20 protein-coding genes and 1 tRNA gene are annotated in these 25,351 nt (G+C 39.6%); 7 read left to right on the plus strand and 14 right to left on the minus strand.

All coding sequences use genetic code 11. The features are described 5' to 3' along the window. Window positions 1-27: 27 nt before the first annotated feature. The 3 genes from bfr to FGD67_RS04905 all read left to right on the plus strand — a co-directional run bounded on the left by bfr (window position 28) and on the right by FGD67_RS04905 (window position 3,293). Window positions 28-495 (plus strand): bacterioferritin, encoded by a 468-nt coding sequence (gene bfr / locus FGD67_RS04895; protein ID WP_257173941.1) that lies wholly within the window; start codon window positions 28-30, stop codon window positions 493-495. A gap of 532 nt (window positions 496-1,027) precedes the next feature. Next, window positions 1,028-1,531, plus strand: a complete 504-nt coding sequence (locus FGD67_RS04900; RefSeq protein WP_257173942.1) for a TIGR03546 family protein — start codon at window positions 1,028-1,030, stop codon at window positions 1,529-1,531. A gap of 1 nt (window position 1,532) precedes the next feature. Beyond that, the gene (locus FGD67_RS04905) at window positions 1,533-3,293 is read left to right on the plus strand and encodes a TIGR03545 family protein (protein ID WP_257173943.1); all 1,761 of its coding nucleotides are present in this window, start codon (window positions 1,533-1,535) and stop codon (window positions 3,291-3,293) included. A 241-nt stretch (window positions 3,294-3,534) separates the two neighbouring features. Here FGD67_RS04905 and FGD67_RS04910 read toward each other — a convergent pair whose 3' ends face one another. From FGD67_RS04910 to queA, 8 genes are all read right to left on the minus strand, one after another. Beyond that, entirely contained in the window at window positions 3,535-5,535 is a 2,001-nt protein-coding gene (locus FGD67_RS04910) for a S8 family serine peptidase (RefSeq protein WP_257173944.1), read from the minus strand. Between the two features lie 666 nt (window positions 5,536-6,201). Further along, window positions 6,202-8,895, minus strand: coding sequence for a TonB-dependent receptor plug domain-containing protein (locus tag FGD67_RS04915; protein ID WP_257173945.1), 2,694 nt, complete (start codon window positions 8,893-8,895; stop codon window positions 6,202-6,204). 76 nt (window positions 8,896-8,971) lie between these two features. Next, window positions 8,972-10,642 (minus strand): hypothetical protein, encoded by a 1,671-nt coding sequence (locus FGD67_RS04920; protein WP_257173946.1) that lies wholly within the window; start codon window positions 10,640-10,642, stop codon window positions 8,972-8,974. 363 nt (window positions 10,643-11,005) lie between these two features. Continuing rightward, window positions 11,006-11,953, minus strand: a complete 948-nt coding sequence (gene secF, locus FGD67_RS04925; RefSeq protein WP_257173947.1) for a protein translocase subunit SecF — start codon at window positions 11,951-11,953, stop codon at window positions 11,006-11,008. Between the two features lie 16 nt (window positions 11,954-11,969). Then, window positions 11,970-13,817, minus strand: a complete 1,848-nt coding sequence (secD, locus tag FGD67_RS04930; RefSeq protein ID WP_257173948.1) for a protein translocase subunit SecD — start codon at window positions 13,815-13,817, stop codon at window positions 11,970-11,972. 159 nt (window positions 13,818-13,976) lie between these two features. Continuing rightward, window positions 13,977-14,312 carry a preprotein translocase subunit YajC gene (gene yajC / locus FGD67_RS04935; protein ID WP_257173949.1) on the minus strand — a complete coding sequence of 112 codons (336 nt, stop codon included), beginning with the start codon at window positions 14,310-14,312 and terminating at the stop codon, window positions 13,977-13,979. Window positions 14,313-14,370: 58 nt separating this feature from the next. After that, complete coding sequence (tgt, locus tag FGD67_RS04940; protein WP_257175070.1) at window positions 14,371-15,501, minus strand: tRNA guanosine(34) transglycosylase Tgt; 1,131 nt, start codon at window positions 15,499-15,501, stop codon at window positions 14,371-14,373. 124 nt (window positions 15,502-15,625) lie between these two features. Continuing rightward, window positions 15,626-16,681 carry a tRNA preQ1(34) S-adenosylmethionine ribosyltransferase-isomerase QueA gene (gene queA, locus FGD67_RS04945; protein ID WP_257173950.1) on the minus strand — a complete coding sequence of 352 codons (1,056 nt, stop codon included), beginning with the start codon at window positions 16,679-16,681 and terminating at the stop codon, window positions 15,626-15,628. 382 nt (window positions 16,682-17,063) lie between these two features. On the opposite strand from queA, the gene aceK reads away from it, so the two are divergent. From aceK to rimI, 4 genes are all read left to right on the plus strand, one after another. Then, on the plus strand, window positions 17,064-18,794 hold the full coding sequence (gene aceK, locus FGD67_RS04950) for a bifunctional isocitrate dehydrogenase kinase/phosphatase (RefSeq protein WP_257173951.1): 1,731 nt from the start codon (window positions 17,064-17,066) through the stop codon (window positions 18,792-18,794). Window positions 18,795-18,961: 167 nt separating this feature from the next. Beyond that, a tRNA-Trp gene (locus FGD67_RS04955) sits at window positions 18,962-19,038 on the plus strand. 114 nt (window positions 19,039-19,152) lie between these two features. Continuing rightward, complete coding sequence (locus FGD67_RS04960; protein WP_257173952.1) at window positions 19,153-19,620, plus strand: hypothetical protein; 468 nt, start codon at window positions 19,153-19,155, stop codon at window positions 19,618-19,620. Beyond that, window positions 19,617-20,078, plus strand: a complete 462-nt coding sequence (gene rimI, locus FGD67_RS04965; protein WP_257173953.1) for a ribosomal protein S18-alanine N-acetyltransferase — start codon at window positions 19,617-19,619, stop codon at window positions 20,076-20,078. Before FGD67_RS04960 ends, rimI begins: the two co-directional genes overlap by 4 nt. 185 nt (window positions 20,079-20,263) lie before the next feature. Here rimI and FGD67_RS04970 read toward each other — a convergent pair whose 3' ends face one another. The 6 genes from FGD67_RS04970 to napF are packed head-to-tail and all read right to left on the minus strand — an operon-like array spanning window position 20,264 to window position 24,847. Further along, window positions 20,264-20,839, minus strand: coding sequence for a NapC/NirT family cytochrome c (locus FGD67_RS04970; RefSeq protein WP_257173954.1), 576 nt, complete (start codon window positions 20,837-20,839; stop codon window positions 20,264-20,266). 26 nt (window positions 20,840-20,865) lie between these two features. Next, window positions 20,866-21,324 carry a nitrate reductase cytochrome c-type subunit gene (locus FGD67_RS04975; protein WP_257173955.1) on the minus strand — a complete coding sequence of 153 codons (459 nt, stop codon included), beginning with the start codon at window positions 21,322-21,324 and terminating at the stop codon, window positions 20,866-20,868. Window positions 21,325-21,379: 55 nt separating this feature from the next. Then, window positions 21,380-23,869 (minus strand): nitrate reductase catalytic subunit NapA, encoded by a 2,490-nt coding sequence (napA, locus tag FGD67_RS04980; protein ID WP_257173956.1) that lies wholly within the window; start codon window positions 23,867-23,869, stop codon window positions 21,380-21,382. Beyond that, window positions 23,866-24,168, minus strand: coding sequence for a chaperone NapD (locus FGD67_RS04985; RefSeq protein WP_257173957.1), 303 nt, complete (start codon window positions 24,166-24,168; stop codon window positions 23,866-23,868). Before FGD67_RS04985 ends, napA begins: the two co-directional genes overlap by 4 nt. Before the next feature lie 30 nt (window positions 24,169-24,198). Then, a complete protein-coding gene (locus tag FGD67_RS04990) occupies window positions 24,199-24,336 on the minus strand; it encodes a TIGR02808 family protein (protein ID WP_257173958.1) in 138 nt (45 codons plus the stop codon). A gap of 25 nt (window positions 24,337-24,361) precedes the next feature. After that, the gene (napF, locus tag FGD67_RS04995) at window positions 24,362-24,847 is read right to left on the minus strand and encodes a ferredoxin-type protein NapF (protein ID WP_257173959.1); all 486 of its coding nucleotides are present in this window, start codon (window positions 24,845-24,847) and stop codon (window positions 24,362-24,364) included. Window positions 24,848-25,351: the final 504 nt, after the last annotated feature.

Raw genomic sequence — 25,351 nt, forward strand, 5'->3', positions numbered from 1 at the left:
GTAGACTCAGTTAGAAGGAAAATTAAAATGAAAGGTAATACTCAAGTTATATCTGCATTAAATGGCCTACTCGCCTATGAATTAGCTGCCATGGATCAATATTTCATTCATTCTCGCATGTATGAAGATTGGGGTATCATGAAGTTATTTGAACGTATCGATCATGAATTTGATGATGAGAAGCAACACGCCTCGATGCTGATCCAACGTATTTTATTCTTAGAAGGTTCACCTGATATGCAAACGCGACCAAGTTTACATATCGGCAAAACGGTACCTGAAATGTTGCAAAGTGATCTAGACGTCGAATATGCGGTGGCTAATTCGCTTAGAGCCGCTATTGCGTTATGTGAGCAAGAAAAAGATTACGTGACACGTGAAATTTTAGAAAAATTATTAGACGATACTGAAGTTGATCACGCTTTCTGGTTAGAGCAACAACTTGGCCTGATTAAAACCATCGGCTTAGAAAACTACATTCAATCGCAGCTATAGATTAAGTTATCCGCAAAAGCCAGCGTAGTCCTGGCTTTTGCTTTTAATATTTATCAAATAACTGAGCAGCTATAGAATTTAAATTTGTAATAAACTTCCTACGTCAATAGCACAGTTTTTTGCTATCTGCACTAGCAATAATCATGTGAGACAATATTATTACACACACCACTTATCTTCAGCCTGTTGTTTGCAAACGTAACGAATAACGATACACTGTAAACCTTAAATTAACGATAAAAAATCAAATGGGTAACATCTATAGCCCTTGATATTAAAAGATTTTATCAACAACGACAAGTTAGCAAGCAAACACATCAGCTGCACTGATGAGCAATTAATTAATATTGCTAACTGAGCTAAACTTATAGTTAAGGTTTAGATTCAGCTAGCACTTAGTGCTCAGTGTCATTTATCAAACGTTTAATACGTATTAAAAGCAAGCGTGCTCGAGTGTAACTTAACCACACTTTATATTGGTTAAGCTATATTGACACTAACTGCATTTTTAGACTCACTTTAGGGATAAATTATGGTCTTCATCGCCAAATTATTAAAAGCGCTCAGCTCTGACGCCAGTCCGTGGCAATTGGCATTAGGAATTATGTTCGGTATGTTAGTGGGACTAACGCCATTGTTGCGCCTACATAATTTAATCGTACTTTTCATCGTATTATTTTTCAGAGTTAACCTCAGTACCTTTTTAATTGCTTTATCGCTATTTTCAGGTCTTGCATATCTATTAGATCCCGCCATGATCACCATAGGTGAGAGCTTACTTACCCATGAGAGTTTACAAAGCTTTTGGACTGCACTCTATAACAGTGATATTGGCCTACTGAGTCAATTTTTCCATACCCTAACCTTAGGCAGCTTCGTGCTTAGTGTCTTACTTTGTCCTATTGTACTGATCACCAGTAAAATACTCATCGTTCAGTATCGCGAAAGGTTCATGGCTTATATAGAAAAATTAAAAATCGTCGCTTTTCTCAAAGGCACTAAGCTATATCAACTCTTTAAAACCTTAGGGGATTAATATGACTCAAATTATTCGTTGGCCTGGGCTAATTGCTTTTGCGCTACTTTCCAGCTTAATTGCTGGGATATTTTTTCTTTTTCTTGATTTATGGATAAAGCTTGGTGTTATTGAAGTACTAGAAAAATCTACCGGTGCCGAGGTTAATATTGCCAATGTTAGCCACACCTTGTCGCCTTTTGGCGTTAGCTTGCAGGGTTTGCAAATTACCGACCCAAAACAGCCTAGCCATAATCAACTGCAAATAGCACAAGCTCATGCACAGATTTACTTAACGCCTTTGTTACGACGTAAAGTGATCATAGAAAATCTCACTGTTTCGGAACTTCGTTTTGCCCAACCGCGCACTGCTGTTGGTGAAGTTTATCGCCAACCTAATGAAGCTGCCAAACAAGGCTTGAAGCAATTATTACCCGAGCAACCAGAGCTACCCAGTGTTGATGAACTGTTAGCGAAGTCGCCATTAAAAACCACTAAAGCTATTGAAGAAATTCAACAAGTTTATCGCCAGAACGAACAGCAGCTTACTCAGCTATACCAACAACTGCCAGATAAAACTAAACTTATTAGCTACCAAACAAGAATTAAAGCCCTGACTGATACCGATTATAAAGACCCGCAAGAACTACTAACGGCGAAAAAATCCTTTGATAAATTACGCGAAGAATTAGGACAAGAACAACAAAAAATCAATGACTTTCAACAAGCAGCATTGACCGCAAAAGAGACCATGTCAGTAAAAATGGCTGAATTAAAAGCGGCGCCAAACCAAGATTACCTACAACTTAAGGCATTAATGTCAGGCGATGCGGCGGCAATTAATAACATCACGGGCATGGTTTTTGGTCAACAAGCAACCCTATGGAGTCAGTATCTACTTAGCGCTTATCAAATTGCTGCGCCACTGCTAGGCAATAAACAAGCTGAAGAGCAACAACAAGACTTGCGCTCTGAGGGACGTTGGCTTGAATTTAGTGACAATCAAGCTTTACCTGAATTCTTAATTAAAAATGCCGAAATCTCACTGAACTGGCAAGATGAAGCCATTGAAAGTCATTGGAAAAACATCACCAACGAGCACGATAAAATTGCTCAGCCAACCTTATTTACTATCAATTCAACGAGCAGCAAACTATGGCAATCGTTAAAAATTGATGGCGACTTATGGCTCAAAGATAACGGTATAAAAGCGCAACAAAAGTGGAGTTTACAAGGTTTAGTATTATCCGATCTAGCATTGCTTGATGAAGAGAAGCTGACCAGCGCAATAGAGACCGCACTAATGAGCAGTAATGGTACGGTTGCCATCGACGAAAATCTAATCAACGGTAGCGGTAGTATTGACCTAAGTCAGTTAGCGATATCGGCTAAGGGCAGCAATAAATTAACCACAACTATCGCTAATACCTTAAGTCAGCTCAATAGCATGCATATTCAAACGCAAGTAAAAGGCAACTTTAGTGCGCCTGAACTTAGCTTTACTTCAGATTTAGATAAAGAGTTCACTCGTGCGATGTTGACGAACTTAACCGGTGAACAACAAGCACAGCTGCAAACTATCAAACAAACCTTAACGGCTAAAATACAAAGTCCGTTAACAGATTCCAATAAACAAATAAGTCAGTGGTCTAATTGGCAAGAACTCAGTAATGGTAGCCAAAATCAAATCAAAGATATGTTAACTGCGCAGTTTAGTAATCAACTCGACAAACAAAAAGACAAGTTAAAAAACTTCCTTAAAAACAAGTTTTCTGGCGGTTAGGCACTATTACCTTTGTTGGTATTAGTGCAACTGCAATGGTACGAGCCAGTAGCACTAATAAAATATACTGATTTGTGCTCTTCTGAGTTTAATAGCTGTTGCAAGTAATAAGGTTACCTAAGCACAGCTTTTTAGCGTTTGGAAATGTTCACTTGGTGCCAATAAAGAACACTCATCACATTTAATGTGATGAGTGCTACTCAGCATTAGCTTATTTCTAACGTCGACTATTAACAATTATTTAAAAGTTAATGGTCCAAGTATCAATATAACCAGTATCGCCACGAGCGTTGTCATATACTTTCAAGCTCCAATTACCATTACGCTCAATACCGGTTGCATCGATAACATAACTATCGGTAATGTCGTCGGCTGAGCCGCCGGTATATTCACGCAATACCGAAGAGGCACCCGTTGGTGAAACTAAGGTAAGTTTTAAATCACCAACCCAAGTGTGCTTAATATCAACATTGACCGTCACAGAGCCTGAATCGCCAGTACCGGTAACATCAATGACGCTAGTGCTAGTTTTTCTGTCGGAAATACTAACATCGGTATCATTAGTATATGAGCCACCGCCCGGAGGAGGATTCAACCCATCAGTATAATTGCCCACTAAGCTAACACCGCTAAAGGCGCTATAACCATTCATCATGACATAATACGTTCCATTGTCACTGGTACCGGTACAACTCTCGTTGTTGCCATTCGCATAAGGGCGACAATCATAGGTAGCTGTTGTTGGTGCAGCACCAAAACGTACATATAAATCAGCATCGCCAGTGCCACCACTCATATCAAAACTGATACCCGTAGCTCCCGCAGGGACTTGCATTGTAAAATTAAGTTGTTCAGAAGTACTACCTGATAACCCGGTCTGCGCCACACCATTCTCTAATACACCAGATGTTGGCGGTGGCGGTGGCGTAATACCACTACAACCGTCAGCAGCTAATGCATCATACATTGCTTTCGCTTGTACTAACCCATAACCATAACTGTTATCACGTCCTGACGCGCCTAAATCTTGAGCGGTTAGGTTCATTGCTTGGCGAATTTCTTCACCAGTACAACTTGGAAAATGACTCCACACCAAAGCGGCAACACCTGAGGCATGAGGTGTTGCCATTGAAGTACCATCCCAAGTAGCATAACTGTTACCAATAATGGTTGACGTTACCGCAACACCCGGTGCCGCAATTTCCACTTGCGCATTACGCTGTGAAAATGACGCTAAATTTTTATTTGCATCTAACGCGGCAACTGACATAACTGAGTCATATGATGCAGGGTATGACAAGGATGTATTACCATCATTGCCGGCAGCCGCAATATTAAGTAAACCGGCGTTGGCCGCGGCAATAAAAGCATTTTCTTCTGTCGTACTAGAGGCTCCGCCGCCAATACTCATACTGATAACTTTAGCACCTGCGGCTTGACACTGCTCAACCGCGCGTACCATATCTGAGCCATAGCCCCAAGTACCACTATTATTGAATATTTTTACGTTGTGTACGTCGAGTAAGCCACTCGGGTTTACGCCAACCACGCCTTTGCCGTTATTACCAAGACCCGCAATAGTGCCCGCAACATGCGTACCATGCGAATGGCCCGGTTGCCACCAGTTACCGGTATTATTGCCTAAGCCATCATCATTATCGCCGGTAATACCTGCGTCAGTATAAGGTCGTAAGTCTTCATGATTACCTTCATAACCGGTATCGGTAATACAAATCGACATATTAGCCGTTGCCGCATCACTGACTTGGTCAGCTTGTACTAAGGCAATACCATAAGGTGCTGACTCTGCGGCAGGTGCAACTGCGGCGACTTTACGTTTATCAAAGGCACGGGTAACACTATCAATTAAATAACGGACTGGATCTTCTTCAATATATTCGACATCAGGATCGCTTTGTAAGAGTTTAAATTGTGCACGACTGAGTTTTGCGGCGACAGCATTTGACCTATCCATATGAAAGAGTGCTTTTGCACCGTGTTTTTCCAAATGCTTTGAATTAACTGAGCGCTTCTCTTTGCTTGAAACTTTTTCTTTAGCTAGCCCGCGATTAGCTTTAAATTTGACGATATAACGTTTTTCTGTTTTTTTCGCTACATTGCTTTTTACTTCTATGGCTGAAACCAATTCTGCATTGGCTTCAGCAGTAATGGCTGTTATGGTTAACGAACTCGCTATTGATACAGCAAGAAATGTTTTTGTTAAAAACTTATTGCTTTTCATGTTAAGTAAAACCTCTATTTTTTATTTTTTCTTTGGTGTATTAACGAGGAGAGAAACTCTCCATAGCTTAATGTGAATTAACTATAAACAACGTTTTTCAATACGCTATTCACATGAACTAAAGCTATGGATGAAAATACGGTTTATGTCAAAAAGTAGCGTTTTAATCAAAATAAAAGCTAAGGTTCATGAATACTTTTTTGCATAAAAAACAATGCACCTTATAATAAAAATGCTCTAAAGCCATATAAAATACCGTATAAAAACTAAAACCAGCGACTACAAAGACAAAAACAAGCATAATAACGAACAAGCAAAAGCGAATTAAAAGGTAGGATAATTGAATTAATATTCACAAAGAATTAATTCAACAATAAAAATGTCGTTTTTATATTAAAAAAAGTCGTCATATTTTGAAAAATAAAACGCATATTGGATCTTGATTATCGAAGAAGAGCTCAGATAGATTTACTAAACCTTGTGTCGGCTTATTCATTTCTCAGAAGTTAAATCAAAAAAATAGATCATAAAAGGTAAATGATTGAAGTTCTTGATGCGAAATTTCCAATCTGTTGCTCTCATTTTACAAGTTAAGGTAAAAATAAAAAAAGCCAGTTAGTTTCCTAACTAGCTTTTAGCATAACGACATTAATTACATAAAATTACTTAAAAGTCGTATGTATAGCTTACACTAAAGATAGTGCCCACTTCTTTCGAACGTACGGTAATATCAGATTGCGTGACTTCTTGATCTTCACCGAGTAAGTTCTTCACCTTAACTTTTATTTTCGAATTATAGTCCGGGTAGTAAGTATAAACTGCATCAAGTGAATGAAATGGCTGCTCTAAGGCGTCTTCTCTACCACCAACACCCGATGCAACAATACGTTCACCGAATACGTTATAGACCAACGAGCTGCTATGATTACCGCTTGCGGCATCGTAATTCAACTGTAAGTTCATGACATATTTTGAGTGCCCGGTCATACGCTTTTTAGGATTGGTTAAATTACCGGCAAAGGCTGGGTTTATCGATACTTCTGAATCACTCAAGGTAATATTACCTGAAGTAAAGAAACCATCAGCAGCCCAGGTTAAGTCATACAGCCATTCAGCTTCAACGCCATAAACTTCTGCGCTTTCACCATTAACAAATGAAAGCGTGTAGTCTTCGTCACCAATCGATAACACTGACTCTATCGGGTTTTCAATATCTTTGTAAAATAAGCCGACTGAGTAGTTATTACCATTATCGGCGTAATACTCGTAGCGGGCATCGTAGTTTTTAATCGGGCTACTTTTTAAGCCAACACGGCCAATGGTGCGAATATCGGTTAATGGGTCGTAATAAGCCACTGGCACTACTTCACGCAGATCAGGTCGTACAACCGTTTCGCCATAACCAAAGCGAATTTGATAATCATCGCCACCAATATAGGTGAAGGCTAAAGCACCGAAGAAGTCATCTTCAATAATGCTGCCGTTTTCTATTTTCTCTTCTGAGAAAAAAATATCTAAATCTTCTTTTTTAAAGATTAAACTCGAGGTAGCAAGTGAAGTTTGTTTAAACTCTTCATAACGAACACCACCACTTACTCGCCAGATATTTTGATAAATCAAATCAAAAGCACCGTAGCCAGCATCAATTTTTTGTCCGGCAATATAGTCATCTGCATCAGGTGCTGTGGGCTCATTAAAGTCGACTAAAATATTGTTATTGTCGAGTAACTCATCACTTAGATAACTGGTTACGCCCAGTACTGAATCTGCGCCACTATTAACTGGAATTTTCACACCGCTGTCATTATTAACCGTAAAACTAGAGGTTGTGTAATAACGACCTTTGTCTGAAAAATCATAGCCGGCTTTAAACTCAACTTCGAGATCAGAAAAGTACAAAGGTAAAGTAACATTGCCACTATAAGATTTAACGTCATCTTCTAATGATAAGTACGAATAAACGGCTCTATTATCATCACCCGTTATAGCTGAACTTTGGTATTGTCCATCGCTATAAGTATCAATAAACTTGTATTTAACATCGGTTGGAATTTCTGTTTCTGCTGTAGATTCAGTATATTGCCAGTCAAAACCTATACCTGCGTAGTCAGTAAAGGTGTGTTTACCGGTAAATTGCATAATTTCTAATGAACGTTCTTCATAATTAAATTCATGTGAACGCTGCGCTTGGCCGTTACCAAAAATGGTATCAACGGTACTGCCATTCGGACTTTCAATGATGCCGATGACACTTTCGTCTTCATTATCTTCAAGGTAGATATTGCTCCAAGATAATTTGTGGTTATCAAGTTGATAACCTAAGTTAAATACCGCACTTAAACGTTCATTTTCAGTGGTTACTTGCGAAGTTTTTACCGTGTTATAACAAGCGTTAGCGATTTGCTCACTGGTCAGTAGCGTTTCACTACAATCGTCAGAAAAGTTCTCACTTACTACCGCTGACTTTTTATTCGCAAATTGCCATTTATTGTCATACGAAATAGCGGCTAAAAAACCAAACTGACCACCAAAATAATTTTCGTCGAATGAATTACCCATACTCGCTTTTACGTTATAGGTAGGATCAAGCGAATCATCTTTCATCACCATATTACGTGGTAATGATTTTAATAAGTTTTGGTTAATTGCTGTCGCTTGTTCACCGCGCGTTGCTGCGTCTGTATCAACCAAGTTATCCGTTAAAATGATATTGCGCAGTGAAAAATCACCTTTGTATTGCACGATGGCATTTTGTAACTCACTGGAAAGCCCATTGCCTTTACGGTCATAAGTAAAACCGTCTGGTGAATTTTCATCGTAAGCTAGTCCAAGCTCAAAGCTGGCAACAAAGTCTTTCGGTACCGACTTAGTGCGAATATCAATCGCGCCGCCACCAAATGCTGCCGGCATTGATGGTGAATAAGACTTTTGCACCGATAAACTTTCAATAATACTGGCGGGGAAAATATCAAGCGGTATAACATTACGGGTTAAATCAGGGCTTGGAATATTAGCGCCATTTAAACGCGCGCTTGAATAACGCTCACCTAAACCACGAACATAGATATATTTACCATCAACTAAGGTTAAACCGGTCACACGTCTTAAGGCTGATGCGGCATCGCTATCACCGGTTTTTGATATTTGCTCTGCCCCTAAAATATCAGCGACAAAGGCTTGGTTGCGACGCTCTTCAATTACCGCGGCTGCACTGCCTTGTAAGCGAGTTGCTTTGACCACAACTTCTTCCATAACGCTATTCTCGCCAGCTGCTTCTTGGGCGAACACACTTGGCATATTCGCTAACAACCCTAGCCCAACCGCGAGAGAAACTCTTTTAAGTCTGTGTTGAGTTTTCATGTTTACATCCTGCTTTCAAATCAAGTAAAAAAAAGACGCAACTGGTGCTGCGCCTTAATTTGCTTTTAAGCGTTAATTAATCTTGATCTGCGGCTGTAACAGCCGCTTCAACCCATTTGTACCAGTCAGAGCTCGTATCGTTTTCTGATACAGCACCAATGTAATTACCGGCTTGGAAAAAGCTACCTAGACCTGATAAATCATTCGCTGTGATAGTGATATCAGCTGAATCAACATCAGTAGCAAAGGCATTTGACAGCACGCTTGATGTGCTAGCAATACGCACGTTTGCAGCGCTATTATCAAACCAATCCGCTTTCGCTGTACCGGTTAATGCTGCAGGCTCTTTGCCTGAAATAAAGCTTTGCTCACCTTTGAATTCATTAACACAGGCCATCACAGAGTTTGAGAATGAAACTGAATCGGCATTAATTTCGCCATCTGATTTATGTTCGATACAGTTAGTGCCGTTAGCACCTTCTGTTTTGACAATTAATACGTTGTAGTACATAGATTTAATAGCATCATCAAACTTAAAGGCTTGTGATGGGTCATCATCTCGTACTGAGCTACCGTCAGTGGTGATAACCGTTACGTTAGCAAAAGTAGGGTTTGATGTTGGCGCTTCTGAGTACTCAGCGCCGCCGTTTTTCTCGCCGTCAGTTTCAAAACCGTTATTACCCATAAATACATCTGAACCGATAGGGAAAATTCTTTCTGCTTCAACCACTACACCATTTTCAATTACCGCAGGAATAACCACTTCTTGCTTGGTTTCAACCGTACCGTGTTTAACGAATATGTATTGACCGCTACCTTGCCAACCGGCGTCGATATCAATCGCGTCATCTTGCGTGTCAGTTACCGCAATATGGCTAATTGATGCTGCGCCACCGAAAAACTCAATGCCGTCATCAAAACCTTGGTGAATATGAATGTAATCAAACTTAGACGCTGAACCAACAGCATTTAATGTTAGTGAGTTAAGATCATCACCTTCACCGCCAGAGCGTGGACCAGAGCCAGCGTACCAAATTTTTGCAAATTCAATCGCACCACTGTTATCTGCATTATCATTGCCACCAAAGTAGCTAGTAACACCTTCGGTGGTAACATTACAGGTTGTTGCAGCACGCTGTGCGTCAGTACATTGATTGGTAATACCAAAACCATTGATGATAATACCGCCCCAATCAGCGAACTGAGCACCATTTCCAACAACATCTAAACGCTCGTAAGCATTAGCTGAAGTAAAGTTGACCGGTTTTTCTAGTGTACCTACGGCATTAATTTTTGCGCCACGGCCAATACGAATAATCGCTTCACCTGAAGTGAACGCTAAGTTAGCACCTGCTTCAACCGTTAAGGTTGGACCGTCAGTATTAACAGTACAACCGGTTGTGCTATCACAGTCTTTACCCATTAATAACGCGCCAGTAAAAACATGCACACCATCGTTAGGTAATTCAGCAAAAGTTAAGTCTGTTTCAATTTCAATATTTTTACTGGCAAATGCTGCGGGGTAATTACAGTCACGACCATCATAAGCGCCCTGTAGCTCGCCACGAATAGCACAAAGATTTGTCGTACCGGTATCAATACCGCCATCGGTATTGTTTGAGTTATTTGTACTATTATCGACACTGTTATCATTCACGGTTGGTTCAATTTTGATATCACCACCACAACCAACTAAAGCCATAGCACTTGCAATTACACTTACTTTAAATAGAGTTTTGATATTCATTACAGTTCTGCTCCGCAGATTTATTATTAAAAAATTTGCGATAATAGTACGGAGAATAAATGACAGAATTGTTGAAGTAATGTGTAGTTTTTATTTCACTAGTTTGACAAACAGATGACAGCATTAAGTTAAAAAAATCATGACATCAGCTAGAAATAAAAAACAAAAAGATAAATAAAGGACTTATATACAATAACTTAAAGAAAACCTCTAAGTTTAAAAAAGAACTATGTTAAATAAATAGCAGCCAGATAAAGCAATAATTTTATTTACATCAAAATTTAATGGTATAAAAAAACCGAGCATAGTTGCTCGGTTTTTGTGTTTATTTTAGTTAATCGGTTCGCACCGATTGACAATTGCTTAAGGCGTCATCTCTTCTTGATCAGCGCCTTCTTTTTCAATCACTTCTGGGATTAAGTCTTCTTTTGAAATACCTAATGCCAAAGCCACCGAACTAGCAACATAAACTGATGAGTAAGTACCAACAAATACACCTAATAGTAATGCGGTTGCAAAACCATGTATTAATGCGCCACCTTTAAAGAATAAAGCAGCCAATACTAATAAGGTAGTAATTGAGGTGATAATAGTACGTGAAAGCGTTTGTGTTAAAGAGATATTAATTATTTCTTCTGCACCACCAACACGCACTTTTCTAAAGTTTTCTCGAATACGATCCGAGACCACAATAGTATCGTTGAGCGAGTAACCTATTACTGCCAATATTGCCGCAAGTACGGTTAAGTCAAACTCTAACTGTAAAACAGAGAATAAACCAAGTGTTAGCAATACATCATGAAACAAGGCAAAAACAGAGCCTAAAGCGAAACGCCATTCAAAACGAAAAGCGACATAAACCAAGATACAGATCAATGCGGTTAGCATGGCTAAACCGCCCTGCTCTGCTAACTCATCACCAACACTGGCGCCAACAAACTCAATACGACGCATATCAATGGTTTCACCAGTACCGGATTGAAGAATATCAAGCACTTGGTTACCTAGCATTTCAGCCTTAACATCTTCACGTGTCGCTAAACGAATGACAACATCACGGCTTGAACCATAAAACTTAACCACAGCATCATCAAAGCCATTAGTATCCATGATTTCGCGGATTTTATTTAAATCAGCGGTTTTATCAAAACCAATCTCGATTAACGTGCCGCCAGTAAAATCTAAGCCAAAGTTAAGTTTATTCGTTGCCAAGGTAAAAACCGAGGCAAGCATCAGTACAAGACTTAACAGTAGCGCAGCCTTACGGTAACTCATGAAGGCAACAGTATTTTTTAATTGTAAAATTTGCATAATATTGAAGCCTTACTTATATAGACAGTTTATCGAGGCGTTTACCACCCCAAACAGCGTTAACAACCGTACGTGTACCGACAACCGCAGTAAACATTGAAGTAATAATACCGATTGATAACGTTATTGCGAAACCTTTGATCGGTCCGGTACCAACAGCAAATAAAATCAAAGCAGCAATTAACGTGGTGATGTTAGCATCAATGATAGTGGAAAATGCGGCATCATAACCTTGGTGAATTGACTGTTGAATAGACTTACCTTCACGTATTTCTTCACGTATACGCTCAAAAATAAGTACGTTAGCATCAACCGCCATACCCACGGTTAATACGATACCGGCCATGCCTGGTAAGGTTAAAGCCGCACCAGGGATCATTGACATAATACCAATAATCAACACTAAGTTGGCACCTAGTCCTAAGTTAGCTACTACACCAAAGGCACGATAATAAATCAACATAAATAAGAACACTAAGCCAAAACCTAGCATAATAGCTTGAAAACCTAATTGAACGTTTTCAGCGCCTAATGTTGGTCCAACCGTACGCTCTTCTACAATTTGAATTGGCGCAACTAAAGCACCCGCTCGTAGTAATAACGCTAGATTATGTGCTTCAGCTTGGCTACCGGCACCGGTAATTCTGAAGGTTTTACCTAAACGTGCTTGAATAGTCGCAACACTGATCACTTCTTCAACTTTCTCGAAGATAGTATTACCTTCAGCATCAACACGATTAGTCGGTTTGAATTCAATGAATACCGTCGCCATTGGCTTACCGATATTGCTCTTAGTACTGTTTGACATTTTGTTGCCACCAGCAGAATCTAAGGTAATATTAACTTGTGGACGACTATATTCATCAAAACTTGAACCGGCATCAACAATATGATCACCGGTAAGCATGACACGTTTTTTCAATAAAACCGGTTGACCGCTACGTTCTTTTAATAATTGCGAACTACCCGGAACACGGCCATTAAGCGCTGCCCCTAAGTCACCTTCAGTATCAACTAAACGAAACTCTATCGTTGCTGTTGCACTTAAAATTTCTTTTGCTTTTGCAGTATCTTGCACACCCGGTAACTCGATAACAATGTGCTTTTTGCCTTGACGTTGCACTAACGGTTCAGCAACACCGAGTTCATTGACACGGTTACGAATAATAGTAATGTTTTGTTGTAATGCATACTCGCGAGTTTCTTTTAACTTTTGCTCACTCATCTTAACGGATAATGTTAAGTTACTTTCATCACTAGCAAATAATAAATCACGATTTTGCTTTTCTAAAAAAGATTCTGCGTTAACTAAGTCATCAGCATTACGAAAGTGAATATTAATGGCATCATTAACTTGTTTAACTGAACGGTAACGAATATTTTCAGTGCGTAAGCCAGTACGAAAATCATCTACTAAACTTTTTTGTACCTTAACAATAGCTTCCTGCATGTTAACTTCCATCAAGAAGCTAACACCGCCACTTAAATCTAAGCCTAACTTCATTGGTGTACCGCCAATGCTTGCTAACCACTGTGGAGTTGCGGGGGTCAGGTTCAAGGCGACGGAATGTTGGTCACCCATGCTATCTTCAAGTAAATCACGCGCGCGTAACTGTTGCTCTGTATCTTTAAAACGCGCCAAAATCTGGCCGTTTTCCATTGCGATACTTGCGAAAGAAATCTTATTTTCATCTAGATGAGACTTTACTGTATCTAAAGTTGCGGCAGTTGTTTCTATGCCACGTAAACCAGAAATCTGTACCGCTGGATCTTCAGGATATAGGTTTGGCAACGCATAGATTGCACCAATAGCAACTATAAATAGCACCATCAATGTCTTCCATAATGGATATTTGTTTAACACAATATCATCCTATTTTCTTTTGAATCACTCGAATATAACGACTTAATAGTAGAGTGATGTTTATAAATTTTTCATTGTTATAGTTACTCAAAAGTGCCAATTGATAATAATACCAACCAGCACTTTTAATATAGCTATAGCTAAACCAATAAGATCTCGTTATAGAGACTTCATTGTGCCTTTTGGCAATACGGCGTTAATTGCGCCTTTTTGTACAGTAACTTCAGTACCTTCAGCAATGCTTACTACGATAAAGTCTTTTTCGTCAGAAACTTTAACAATTTTACCAACAATGCCGCCTTGTGTTAATACTTCATCACCTTTTGATAATTCAGACATTAAGCTTTTGTGCTCTTTTACACGTTTAGCTTGTGGACGATAGATCATAAAATAAAACACTAAGCCAAATACGGCTAACATAATTAACATTGATGTACCGTCAGCACCTTGAGCAGGTCCTGCAGCAGCGTGGGCTTGGCTAATAAATAAACTCATAAATTCCTCTTATTATTTTTTCTAATTAATTTTATAAAATGGTGAAGTTGAAACTGTTTTAACCTGCTTCTGCGCCAGCTAATGGCGGAACAGGTAAATCGCGTAACGCATAGAATTGTGCAACAAACTCGTCTAGTTTGCCTTGCTCTATCGCATCACGCAATCCTTTCATAACACGTTGATAAAAACGTAGGTTATGTAGGGTATTTAATTGCGAGCCTAAAATTTCATTACACTTATCTAAATGATGTAAATAAGCACGTGAATAATTTTTACAAGTGTAGCAATCACACTCTGGATCTAATGGGCCTGTGTCTGTTTTGTGACGGGCATTTCTAATTTTTATCACGCCATTGGTGACAAATAAATGTCCGTTACGCGCATTACGTGTTGGCATAACACAATCGAACATATCAATACCGCGACGAACGCCTTCAACTAAATCTTCAGGTTTGCCTACTCCCATAAGATATCGGGGTTTATTTTCGGGTATCAAGGGCGCGGTATGATCTAATATTCGAATCATATCTTCTTTAGGCTCCCCTACTGATAAGCCACCGATAGCATAGCCATCAAAGTCGATACTGGTTAAGCCATTTACCGAGACTTCACGTAAATCTTCATACATGCCGCCTTGTATAATACCAAACAACGCGTTTTTATTACCTTGATGTGCATCTTTAGAACGCTGCGCCCAACGTAATGATAGCTCCATAGAAACTTTTGACTCTTCATGGCTGGCTGGATATGGCGTACATTCATCAAATATCATCACAATATCTGAGCCTAAGCTATTCTGTACTTCCATTGAACGCTCAGGGGTTAACATAATTTTTTCACCATTGACTGGCGAGCTAAATTTAACCCCTTCTTCAGTAATTTTACGCATTTTGCCTAAACTAAAGACCTGAAAACCGCCAGAGTCAGTTAAAATTGGCTTATCCCAATTCATAAAACCATGTAAACCACCGTGTTGTTCAATGATTTCAGTGCCTGGGCGTAACATGAGATGAAAGGTATTGCCTAACAATATTTCAGCGCCGGTATCAGCAACTTCTTCAGTTTTCATGCCTTTTACTGTGCCGTAGGTTCCTACCGGCATAAATGCTGGGGTTTCTACAGTGCCGCGATCAAACGTTAAACGACCACGCCTTGCTTTACCGTCAGTGCTTAGCAATTGGTATTGCATAATTTTTTTTTCTCTACTCTGAGTATCTTTTGTCATATCTTATCCTTTGCCCACTAGCGAAACAGGCTAGTAGCTTTTCTGTTTTAGTGGCTAAGCTAAGGCCTAGTTCACTATAATTTACTACCTATGCTGTATGTTGATCTCGTTTGGTTAAAAACATCGCATCACCATAACTAAAAAATCGATATTGCTGCTCAACCGCATGTTGATAGGTATTCATAATATTTTCGTAGCCAGAAAATGCACTCACTAACATCAATAAGGTGGATTCAGAAAGATGAAAATTAGTAATGAGGGCATCAACAATTTCAAACTCATAACCGGGGGTTATAAAAATATCGGTATCACCATAAAAAGCACTAAACGGTTTATCTTGTTCTTTAGCAACTTTCGCAGCACTTTCTAATGAGCGTACAGAAGTAGTACCCACAGCAATCACTTTACCACCCTGCGCTTTGGTTTGCTTTATTTGCTCAACAACACTTGGCGGTACTTCAACATATTCAGCATGCATAATATGATCGGCAATTTCATCAACCTTAACCGGTTGAAATGTTCCGGCACCAACATGCAAAGTCACAAAAGCAAAATCAACACCTTTGGCTTTTAACTTTGCCATTAATGTATCATCAAAATGCAACCCTGCCGTAGGTGCTGCTACCGCACCTGGTTTTTCATTATATACTGTTTGATAACGCTCACGGTCGCTGTCTTCGTCAGGGCGATCGATATAAGGCGGCAATGGCATATGACCAATGTCATCTAATATTGATAACACCGGCTGTTCGCCATGAAACTCAAGTTCGAATAAAGCATCATGTCTTGCCACCATGGTAGCTGTAACTTTGCCTTCAAGCAGTATTTCACTACCGGCTTTAGGGGATTTACTACAGCGTATATGTGCTAACACTCTGCGTTCATCTAATAAACGCTCAACCAGCACTTCTAACTTACCGCCACTCGCTTTTTGACCAAACATGCGCGCTGGGATCACGCGAGTATTGTTAAAAACTAAGAGATCACCAGCTTCAACGTGATTAATAATATCAGTAAAAGTTTCATCGCGACATTCACCGCTATTACCACTAAGGGTTAATAAACGACTGGCTGAACGGTTAGCTTTCGGGTATCGAGCAATAAGCTCTTCAGGTAAGTCAAATGAGAAATCGGCTACGCGCATGATAAATAAACTAGTTTAAAGATGAAAAAACGCGTAATTTTAGTGCTGCACGGCACGAATAGCAAGCATTAACTTATAAAACAAGGCTAAGCGAATAGCGCGATTAAGCTCAGATTGCTAAGGCGGCATCACTATCATTAATAACGACTATAAGCTAAAAATAATCACTCAAAAGCAATGTTTTAACGTATGCTGAAATCAAACTTTATTGTGATACCAATTCTCTGACCTTTGTTTTCTTATTGTGTATAGAGCAGATATGTCAGGACAATACGTGCGCTTGATCAATAGCAAGCACTTGTCATGACAGCTAGCATTGACTTGCCCTATCTTAATCAGCACAATCGGCTAATAACTGACTGAAATTGGCCATAGGTAGCCCATGAAAAATCTTGCTTTTGCCATCGCTAAAACGATTATTAACGGTTTTGAGCGACACATATATCTTTACAGTGAAATTACCCAAGCAGCCAAACAGCGCTTTGAACAATATCGTTGGCATGACATTCAAACAGCAGCAAAGGCACGTACCGATTTCTATGATCAGCGTGTTGGTGAAACCTTAGACACCATCAAACAAGATTTTTTTATCACCACACTCGATGATGAGCTTTGGCAACATGTAAAAAACAGCTATATTGAATTACTGAGTTTACATCCACAACCTGAATTAGCGGAAAGCTTCTATAATTCGGTTTTTTGTCACCTTTTTGAGCGAAAGTATTATCACAATGCCTATATTTTCGTGCAATCAACCGCCACTCGTTTAGATAAACTACCAACACCCAAAATATTCACCAGCTATCACCCTGATGAACATGGGTTGTATAAAACCATTACGCTGATCATTAAGAGTCAAAACTTTTCACTGCCCTTTGCGCACTTAAAAAAAGATATCAATACTTTAATTGCCAAGTTTCGCCAACAAGCACATAAAACTCGCTACCAATTATCTGACTTGCAATTTGATATCCTCGATTCTGTTTTTTACCGTAATAAGGGCGCCTATATTATAGGGCGAGTGATCTCCCCCGCCGGCGAAACGCCATTTATTATCTCGTTGTTAAATACTGAAAAAGATGGCTTATTTATTGATGCCTTAATTACAAAAGGTGAGGATATGGCAGTGGTATTCGGCTTTGCTCGTGCCTATTTCTTCGTCGATTGTCAGCACCCACATGCCCTTGTCGACTTTCTCAACCGTTTAATCCCGCATAAAACCCGTGCTGATTTGTATTCCGCCATTGGCTTTCATAAGCAAGGTAAAACACAGTTTTATCGTGACTTTTTAAACCATCTTGATAACAGCGATGACAAACTGGAACTCGCTCCTGGCATAAAAGGTATGGTGATGTCAGTCTTTACTCTGCCATCTTACCCTTATGTTTTTAAAATTATTAAAGACAAATTTTCACCCAGTAAAAATATGACCCGAGCAGATGTAAAGGGCAAATATCGCTTAGTAAAATTACATGACCGTGTTGGCCGAATGGCTGATACCATGGAATATTCTGAGGTTGCTTTTCCTAAGCAACGCTTCTCAGTAGAGTTATTGGAAGAGCTTAATACGGTTGCGCCATCATTATTGCGCTTTGAAAATGACTTAGTGATCATTAAACACATGTACATCGAACGTAAAATGACGCCTTTGAATTTGTATTTAGCGACAGCAAGTGATGAAGAAGTTGACAATGCCATGTACGGCTACGGCAAAGCGATTAAGCAATTGATTGCCGCAGATATATTTCCTGGTGATATGTTACTGAAAAATTTTGGTGTCACTCGTCACGGTCGCGTCATTTTTTATGATTATGATGAAATCACCTATATGAATGAAGTCAATTTCCGCGTCAAACCTGAGCCAATAACTGAAGAGCAAATTTATGCCTCAGAGCCTTGGTATTCTGTTGACCCTGGTGATGTATTTCCAGAAGAAATTGCCACCTTTGCCTTGGCAAATACACGCTATCGCCAAGCATTTTTACGTTACCATGCTAATTTACTAGAAGCTAAATATTGGCAAAATTGCCAAGCTAATGTCGCCAAAGGCGTTTTTGCGGATGTTTATCCTTACCCTGAAAAATCACGTTTTTGTCACTGGAAAAATAATTAACAACCTTATAATTTTGTTTTAAGGTTAGTTATGGCGAATAAACAAGCAAAAAACTGGCTTTAAATACTTAAAATGGACAAGTGTGCTGTTTATTTAGCCGAACAGTCATTTATTTGTAATTTGTCCTTTACCTTTAGCTTGGCATCAGTATAATTCGAATCTGTTGCAGGGGTGTAGTTCCAATTGGTAGAACAGCGGTCTCCAAAACCGACGGTTGGGAGTTCGAATCTCTCCACCCCTGCCATTTTCTTCTTTAATAACAATTTACTGTTATTTCAAAAATATGAATAAATTCTGGTTTTTCCTAACTAAAAACTCTGTCATGATAATAGCCAGTTTTAAACATAGCTAAAATAATATGACTATTAGCAAACGACAGTTTGATTTATTACAAGCCATGGGCATTACGGTTTGGCAAAGGCGTGATTTATCAAGTCTTACTTCAGGTTCAGCTATGGCTAATGCTAATAGCCCCAAACAAGATAATACTCCAGTTAATAATCTAGCTAATAAATCCAGTTCCCAATCAAGCCGATCGGCAGTACAACAAGCACCTAATGTTAAGCCAATTACCCTTGATCTCGAAACGTTATTTAAGCAGTCATTATTTAATGATGTCATACGTTGTTTAGGTGTCAGCCATGCCGACTTAGCCATTGAGAAAGATCAATTAGACTTGGGGATTATTAACTGGCAATTTACCGATAGTAATAGTATTGAATTTAAGCATAACTGTTTACAAACGCCAGATTTAACCACTCTCGCCAACTCGCCAGCACTAAAAAAGGCCTTATGGCAATCGATAGGACCATTAAGTTCACTATGACAAAAACCAACAGCACTCAGTTTAGCCCAATAAATCAAGATATCGTTGAACAACTTATGGCTATTGAATTGGCCTGTCATCCACATCCGTGGAGTGAGAAAACCTTTCGCAGCTGTATTGATGGCCGATATTTTGGTGATTACCTAACGGTTGACAAGGCCATTGTTGGTTTCTATGTCGGTGAGCATGTCGCCGGTGAATCAACCTTAATGGACATTTGTGTCGCACCAGCACAGCAAGGCAAAGGTTACGGTAAAACCTTATTATTACAATTTTTTGAGGATTGTAAAAAACTAGCTAGCAAAACTATCTTTCTAGAAGTGCGGGCGAAAAATATTAGTGCGCAAATGCTTTATATTAATCATGGTTTTAGCGAGATATCGCGTAGAACAGGTTATTATCCAAGCAATACCAGCTTTGGATATGAAGACGCTATTGTGATGTCAAAAAAGCTTTAATTAAGCTTAGTTAGTAAGTTATGCTGGCATAAAAGCCCAAGATATTACATTAAGTAGTTTTGGGCAAAGTCATAGCACAAAATCATGGCGCGAAGTACTTATCTTAATGATAAAAAAAGCAAACCTAATGGTTTGCTTTTTTACATTTTACATCTAGAGAATAGTTATCAGTTATCTGTAAGCAATTACCAATTTTCCACACCTTTCATATCAGGTAATTCATGAGCGATACCTTTATGACAATCAATACAGGTTTTCTCACCAGAGGCTAACGCGTCAGCGTGCATTTTAACGCTGCGATTACCTTGTTCAGAGAAATCCATATATTCAAAGTTATGACAGTTACGGCATTCCAGAGAGTCATTTTCTTTCATGCGTTTCCATTCACGTTCTGCCATGGAGCGGCGATGATCAACAAACTCTTCTCGTGTGTCGATAACGCCCGTTAACATGCCCCAAACTTCTTTACTGGCAGCAATTTTACGGACAATTTTATCGGTCCATTTTTTTGGTACATGACAATCAGGACAAGTAGCACGCACGCCAGAGCGGTTGGCATAGTGAATAGTCTCACGGTACTCTTCGTAAACATTGTCTTGCATTTCATGACAACTAATACAAAACTCTTCGGTGTTGGTTACTTCTAGCGCGGTATTAAAACCACCCCAGAAAATAATCCCTCCCGCAAACCCTATGGCTAAGATAAACCACATTGCTGCACTACTTGGCGACGTTAAGAACGTCCATAAATTTTTTAACATTTTATACCCCTTAGTATTGCTACGGTTTACTCATTACCCAATGATTCAACCGGTTCAAAGGTATTTTCAACTAATGGTGCGGCATCAGCTTGTGTTACGTGACATTGCGAGCAAAAGTAACGCCGAGGTGAAACATCTGACAAGGTTTTACCGTCGCGAGTTTCAAAATGTGTTAAGCTGATTTTAGTTGCCCCTGTTTCTGCTGCGTGTTTCCAACTATGGCAACTTAAGCACTTGTTACTATTTAAATCAACGCGATAGCCACGTGTTTGATGTGGTATAACCGGTGGTTGATGAACATAATTACGAGCTATTGGGTTTTTATCCTTAATGACACGTTTGAGCCTGTCAGCTGGACGAGTTTCATCAATGGTTGAGGCACCACGAATAGTGGTTAAACCACCGGGGTTTACCGTTTCTTGTGCTATTACATTAACCGTAACAGCAAAGGTGACAACGGCAACGAATAAAGATAATAATTTCATTTTAACTCTCCCCCGCATCGACAATTGCTGTTATCGATGCGTAAATTTATCAACATTAAGCCTTCGTTACTTTCACGGCACATTTTTTGTAATCAGTTTCTTTTGACAACGGATCAGTGGCATCGAGTGTCAGTTTATTTACTAATTGCTTGGCATCAAACCAAGGCATAAATACCAAGCCTTTCGGCGGACGGTTACGACCTCTGGTTTCAATACGTGATTCAACTTCACCTCGACGAGACGCCATCAAGACTTTATCACCACGACGCAAATCTCGCTCTCTAGCATCATCCGGGTGCATAAAGATCACGGCATCAGGAAACGCTTTATGAAGTTCAGGGACACGTGCTGTCATCGACCCTGAATGCCAATGCTCAAGCACTCGCCCGGTACTTAACCATAAGTTATATTCTTCGTCAGGCGATTCTGCTGCCGGCTCATAAGGTAGGGCAAAAATAATCGCTTTATTATCTTTTTTACCGTAGAACTGCACTTCACTGCCTTTTTCAACGTAAGGGTCATGACCTTCTCTAAAGCGCCATTTGGTTTCTTTACCATTAACCACTGGCCATCTTAAGCCGCGCTCTGCATGGTAACGATCAAAAGGTGCTAAATCATGGCCATGGCCGCGACCAAATTCAGCGTACTCTTCGAATAAACCCTTTTGGATATAAAAACCAAAGGCATCGCCTTCAAAGTTGCTATCACCTTTTGATTCTGACATCGGGAACTTATTTACCTTGCCGTTAGCATAAAGCACATCAAATAAAGTCTTGCCCCTAAGCTCGGGTTGCTTAGCAATAAGTTCTTCAGGCCATACCTCTTCAACTTTAAAACGTTTTGAGAATTCAACCAATTGCCATAAATCAGACCGAGCGTCACCTGGCGCATTAACTTGTTGATGCCAAAATTGTGTTCGACGCTCAGCATTACCGTAAGCGCCTTCTTTTTCAACCCACATAGCCGTAGGCAAAATCAAATCGGCGGCTTGTGCAGTAACTGTTGGATATGGGTCAGAAACTACAATAAAATTTTCAGGGTTACGGTAACCAGGAATAGCTTCCTCGTTAATGTTCGCAGCCGCTTGCATATTGTTATTACACATCACCCAATAGGCATTAAGCTTGCCGTCTTTGAGCATTCTGTTTTGCAATACGGCATGATAACCAGGTTTTGGTGGAATGGTGCCTGCTGGCAATTTCCATATTTTTTCAGCAATAGCTCTATGCTCAGGGTTATTCACCACTAAGTCAGCAGGTAAACGGTGAGAGAATGTCCCCACTTCACGCGCCGTGCCACACGCTGAAGGTTGACCGGTTAATGAAAATGGACTATTACCAGGTTCAGAAATTTTACCGGTTAACAAATGTACGTTATACATTAGGTTATTCGCCCAAACGCCTCGGGTATGTTGGTTAAAGCCCATAGTCCAAAAAGAGGTTACTTTTACTTTTGGATCGGCATACAACTTGGCCATTTCAATTAAGTTAGCCTCAGGCACACCGGAAAGTTTGGAAGCATACTCTACAGTATAAGTACTGACAAACTTAGCATAATCTTCAAAGCTCATTGGCTTAGAAGCACCTGAGCCAGCATTTTTAGCGGCTTTTTCTAACGGATGCGTTGGACGTAAACCATAGCCAATATCCGTAACACCTTCACGAACATTGACATGCTTTTTCATGAAGTCTTCATTAACGGCATTGTTTTGAATAATGTAGTTAGCGATGAAGTTCAAAATGGCTAAATCAGTTTGCGGGGTAAAAATCATGCCATTATCGGCAAGTTCAAAACTGCGATGCTTATAAGTTGATAAAACATTTACCTTAACGTGTGGTGCACTCAAGCGACGATCGGTTAAACGTGACCACAAAATTGGATGCATCTCAGCCATATTTGAGCCCCATAGGACAAAGGCATCGGCATGTTCTAAATCGTCATAACAACCCATTGGCTCGTCAATGCCAAACGTACGCATAAAACCGCCAACTGCGGATGCCATGCAGTGACGTGCATTCGGGTCAATGTTATTACTTAAAAAGCCTGCTTTCATTAGCTTAGACGCCGCATAACCTTCCCATACCGTCCATTGGCCAGAGCCAAACATCCCAACTGAGGTTGGACCTTTTTTCTTAATCGCGGCTTTAAATTTATCAGCCATAACATCAAATGCTTTGTCCCAACTAATTGGTGTAAACTCACCTTCTTTATCGAATTTACCATCAGTCATTCGCAATAATGGTTGAGTTAAACGATCTTTGCCGTACATAATTTTCGATAAAAAATAACCTTTAATACAGTTTAGGCCTTTGTTAACTTCAGCTTCTGGATCGCCTTGTGTTGCCACTACTTTGCCGTGCTGAGTGCCAACTAAAACACTACAGCCAGTGCCACAAAAACGACACGGAGCCTTATCCCACTTAATTGCGCTTTCTGATGACTTGGTAATTAAGTTAGCTGCTGACGCAGGTACGGCAACACCCGCGGCAACCGCCGTTGCTGCAACCGCGTTAGCTTTAATAAAGTCACGTCGAGTTAAAGTCATAGTTTTTTCCCCTGATGTTGCACTAAACCTGCATCGTTATGATGAAATATGAGCGATGATGAAATAACACCGGACACATTACTCATATCGGTAATGGTATCAATAATACGCTTTGCTTGATTGGTTTCACCTTCAAGCCCTTCTACAGTAAATACTAAACTGCCATTTTCGCCTTTTGCATGTATCTCTGCACCGGGGAATGCTTTTAGTTTATCGGCAACTTTATCCGCTTTTTCGGGATAAGCCATAAACATAACCCCAGCTATATTTACCGGGCTTTCTTCTAAAAGATTGATCATTTCCTGCCCTCTTACTGATTAGCTTATGTATTAGTTTTTTGGTTTTGCACCAAATATTTTTAAAATAACAACAGCAACTAAAGCTGTTGCAATAAAACCGAATATAAATATGAAGGGCATTGAGGTGTAGCCCAAAACATTCCATATTAATTGCTCTAAATCACTCATTATTTGCTCCTACAAAGGATGTGGACTATCTCGATACTGACAAGTTAATTGCTGATTCAGGGCAAACAGCTACACAAGCCCCACAGCTAGTACAATCTTCTAATGTAATTTCAGGTTGAGGTACGCTACCGTGTAGGTATTTAAAAACAATAGCCTCAGACTCACAGCTGTCTTGACATATTTGACAATGTATCTGTTTTTTAGCTAAACAACTGGTTTGAATTTCAATATTTAGTTGCCAGGGTAAAGTATCTAATGGATTAAATAGTGGCTCATTACAGGACTTGACACATGCTTGGCAAAAGCTACATTCACCGGCAGAAAAATTTATTTCAGGGAAGCCGCCATCGCCCTTAATAATGATATTTTCTTCACAGGCATTTATGCAGTCACCACATTGTGTACAGCCTCGCGTAAACAGTTTTTCATCAGCTGTCCATGGCAGTCGAATAGCAGGTGGCGATGAGACATTTTTGGCTCGCATAAAGTTGCGACGACTTAAATCAACCATAAATTCCTACAGCATAAACATAAAGTTCGACATTAAAGTGACATTTGTCACAACGATTGTCATATATTAACAATACTACACATCACCACTAGCTTTGTTGATGCAAATCAAGTTTCTCTAGCACTTTCGCAATAAAACCATAACGAATGTAAGGGTTAGTATTGATACGCTAGAGGCATAGGCTATAGCATGCGTGTAAACGGCTAGTTTCTTGTTGTTTTTTATTTGTTTTTTATTTGTTTTTCAAAAAAAATAGCACTTACTTTATATAACCAGATCTAAATAAAAGACAACTATTTCAATTCGAAATTTCGGCAAAAATGCAACATTTAAGCTTTATGATTTAAGAAATAAGCACAATTAAGAGGATTTATTACCTGAAAACATTATTAATTTGCAACGAGGACTTTTTATAGCTGGCGAAAATGATGAAATCACCAGCATTATAACTTTAACTGATGTCGTCAAAGCATGTCGCATGCGGAGAGTTAATATGTCGCGAAT

The organism is Colwellia sp. M166, from assembly GCF_024585285.1.
GTDB lineage: Bacteria > Pseudomonadota > Gammaproteobacteria > Enterobacterales > Alteromonadaceae > Cognaticolwellia.

Excerpts from the sequence above, each read along its gene's own strand:
- bfr (WP_257173941.1), top strand. The coding sequence starts at position 28 with ATGAAAGGTAATACTCAAGTTATATCTGCATTAAATGGCCTACTCGCC.
- FGD67_RS04900 (WP_257173942.1), top strand. The coding sequence starts at position 1,028 with ATGGTCTTCATCGCCAAATTATTAAAAGCGCTCAGCTCTGACGCCAGT.
- FGD67_RS04905 (WP_257173943.1), top strand. The coding sequence starts at position 1,533 with ATGACTCAAATTATTCGTTGGCCTGGGCTAATTGCTTTTGCGCTACTT.
- FGD67_RS04910 (WP_257173944.1), bottom strand. The coding sequence starts at position 5,535 with ATGAAAAGCAATAAGTTTTTAACAAAAACATTTCTTGCTGTATCAATA.
- FGD67_RS04915 (WP_257173945.1), bottom strand. The coding sequence starts at position 8,895 with ATGAAAACTCAACACAGACTTAAAAGAGTTTCTCTCGCGGTTGGGCTA.
- FGD67_RS04920 (WP_257173946.1), bottom strand. The coding sequence starts at position 10,642 with ATGAATATCAAAACTCTATTTAAAGTAAGTGTAATTGCAAGTGCTATG.
- secF (WP_257173947.1), bottom strand. The coding sequence starts at position 11,953 with ATGCAAATTTTACAATTAAAAAATACTGTTGCCTTCATGAGTTACCGT.
- yajC (WP_257173949.1), bottom strand. The coding sequence starts at position 14,312 with ATGAGTTTATTTATTAGCCAAGCCCACGCTGCTGCAGGACCTGCTCAA.
- tgt (WP_257175070.1), bottom strand. The coding sequence starts at position 15,501 with ATGCAATACCAATTGCTAAGCACTGACGGTAAAGCAAGGCGTGGTCGT.
- queA (WP_257173950.1), bottom strand. The coding sequence starts at position 16,681 with ATGCGCGTAGCCGATTTCTCATTTGACTTACCTGAAGAGCTTATTGCT.
- aceK (WP_257173951.1), top strand. The coding sequence starts at position 17,064 with ATGAAAAATCTTGCTTTTGCCATCGCTAAAACGATTATTAACGGTTTT.
- FGD67_RS04960 (WP_257173952.1), top strand. The coding sequence starts at position 19,153 with ATGACTATTAGCAAACGACAGTTTGATTTATTACAAGCCATGGGCATT.
- rimI (WP_257173953.1), top strand. The coding sequence starts at position 19,617 with ATGACAAAAACCAACAGCACTCAGTTTAGCCCAATAAATCAAGATATC.
- FGD67_RS04970 (WP_257173954.1), bottom strand. The coding sequence starts at position 20,839 with ATGTTAAAAAATTTATGGACGTTCTTAACGTCGCCAAGTAGTGCAGCA.
- FGD67_RS04975 (WP_257173955.1), bottom strand. The coding sequence starts at position 21,324 with ATGAAATTATTATCTTTATTCGTTGCCGTTGTCACCTTTGCTGTTACG.
- napA (WP_257173956.1), bottom strand. The coding sequence starts at position 23,869 with ATGACTTTAACTCGACGTGACTTTATTAAAGCTAACGCGGTTGCAGCA.
- FGD67_RS04985 (WP_257173957.1), bottom strand. The coding sequence starts at position 24,168 with ATGATCAATCTTTTAGAAGAAAGCCCGGTAAATATAGCTGGGGTTATG.
- FGD67_RS04990 (WP_257173958.1), bottom strand. The coding sequence starts at position 24,336 with ATGAGTGATTTAGAGCAATTAATATGGAATGTTTTGGGCTACACCTCA.
- napF (WP_257173959.1), bottom strand. The coding sequence starts at position 24,847 with ATGGTTGATTTAAGTCGTCGCAACTTTATGCGAGCCAAAAATGTCTCA.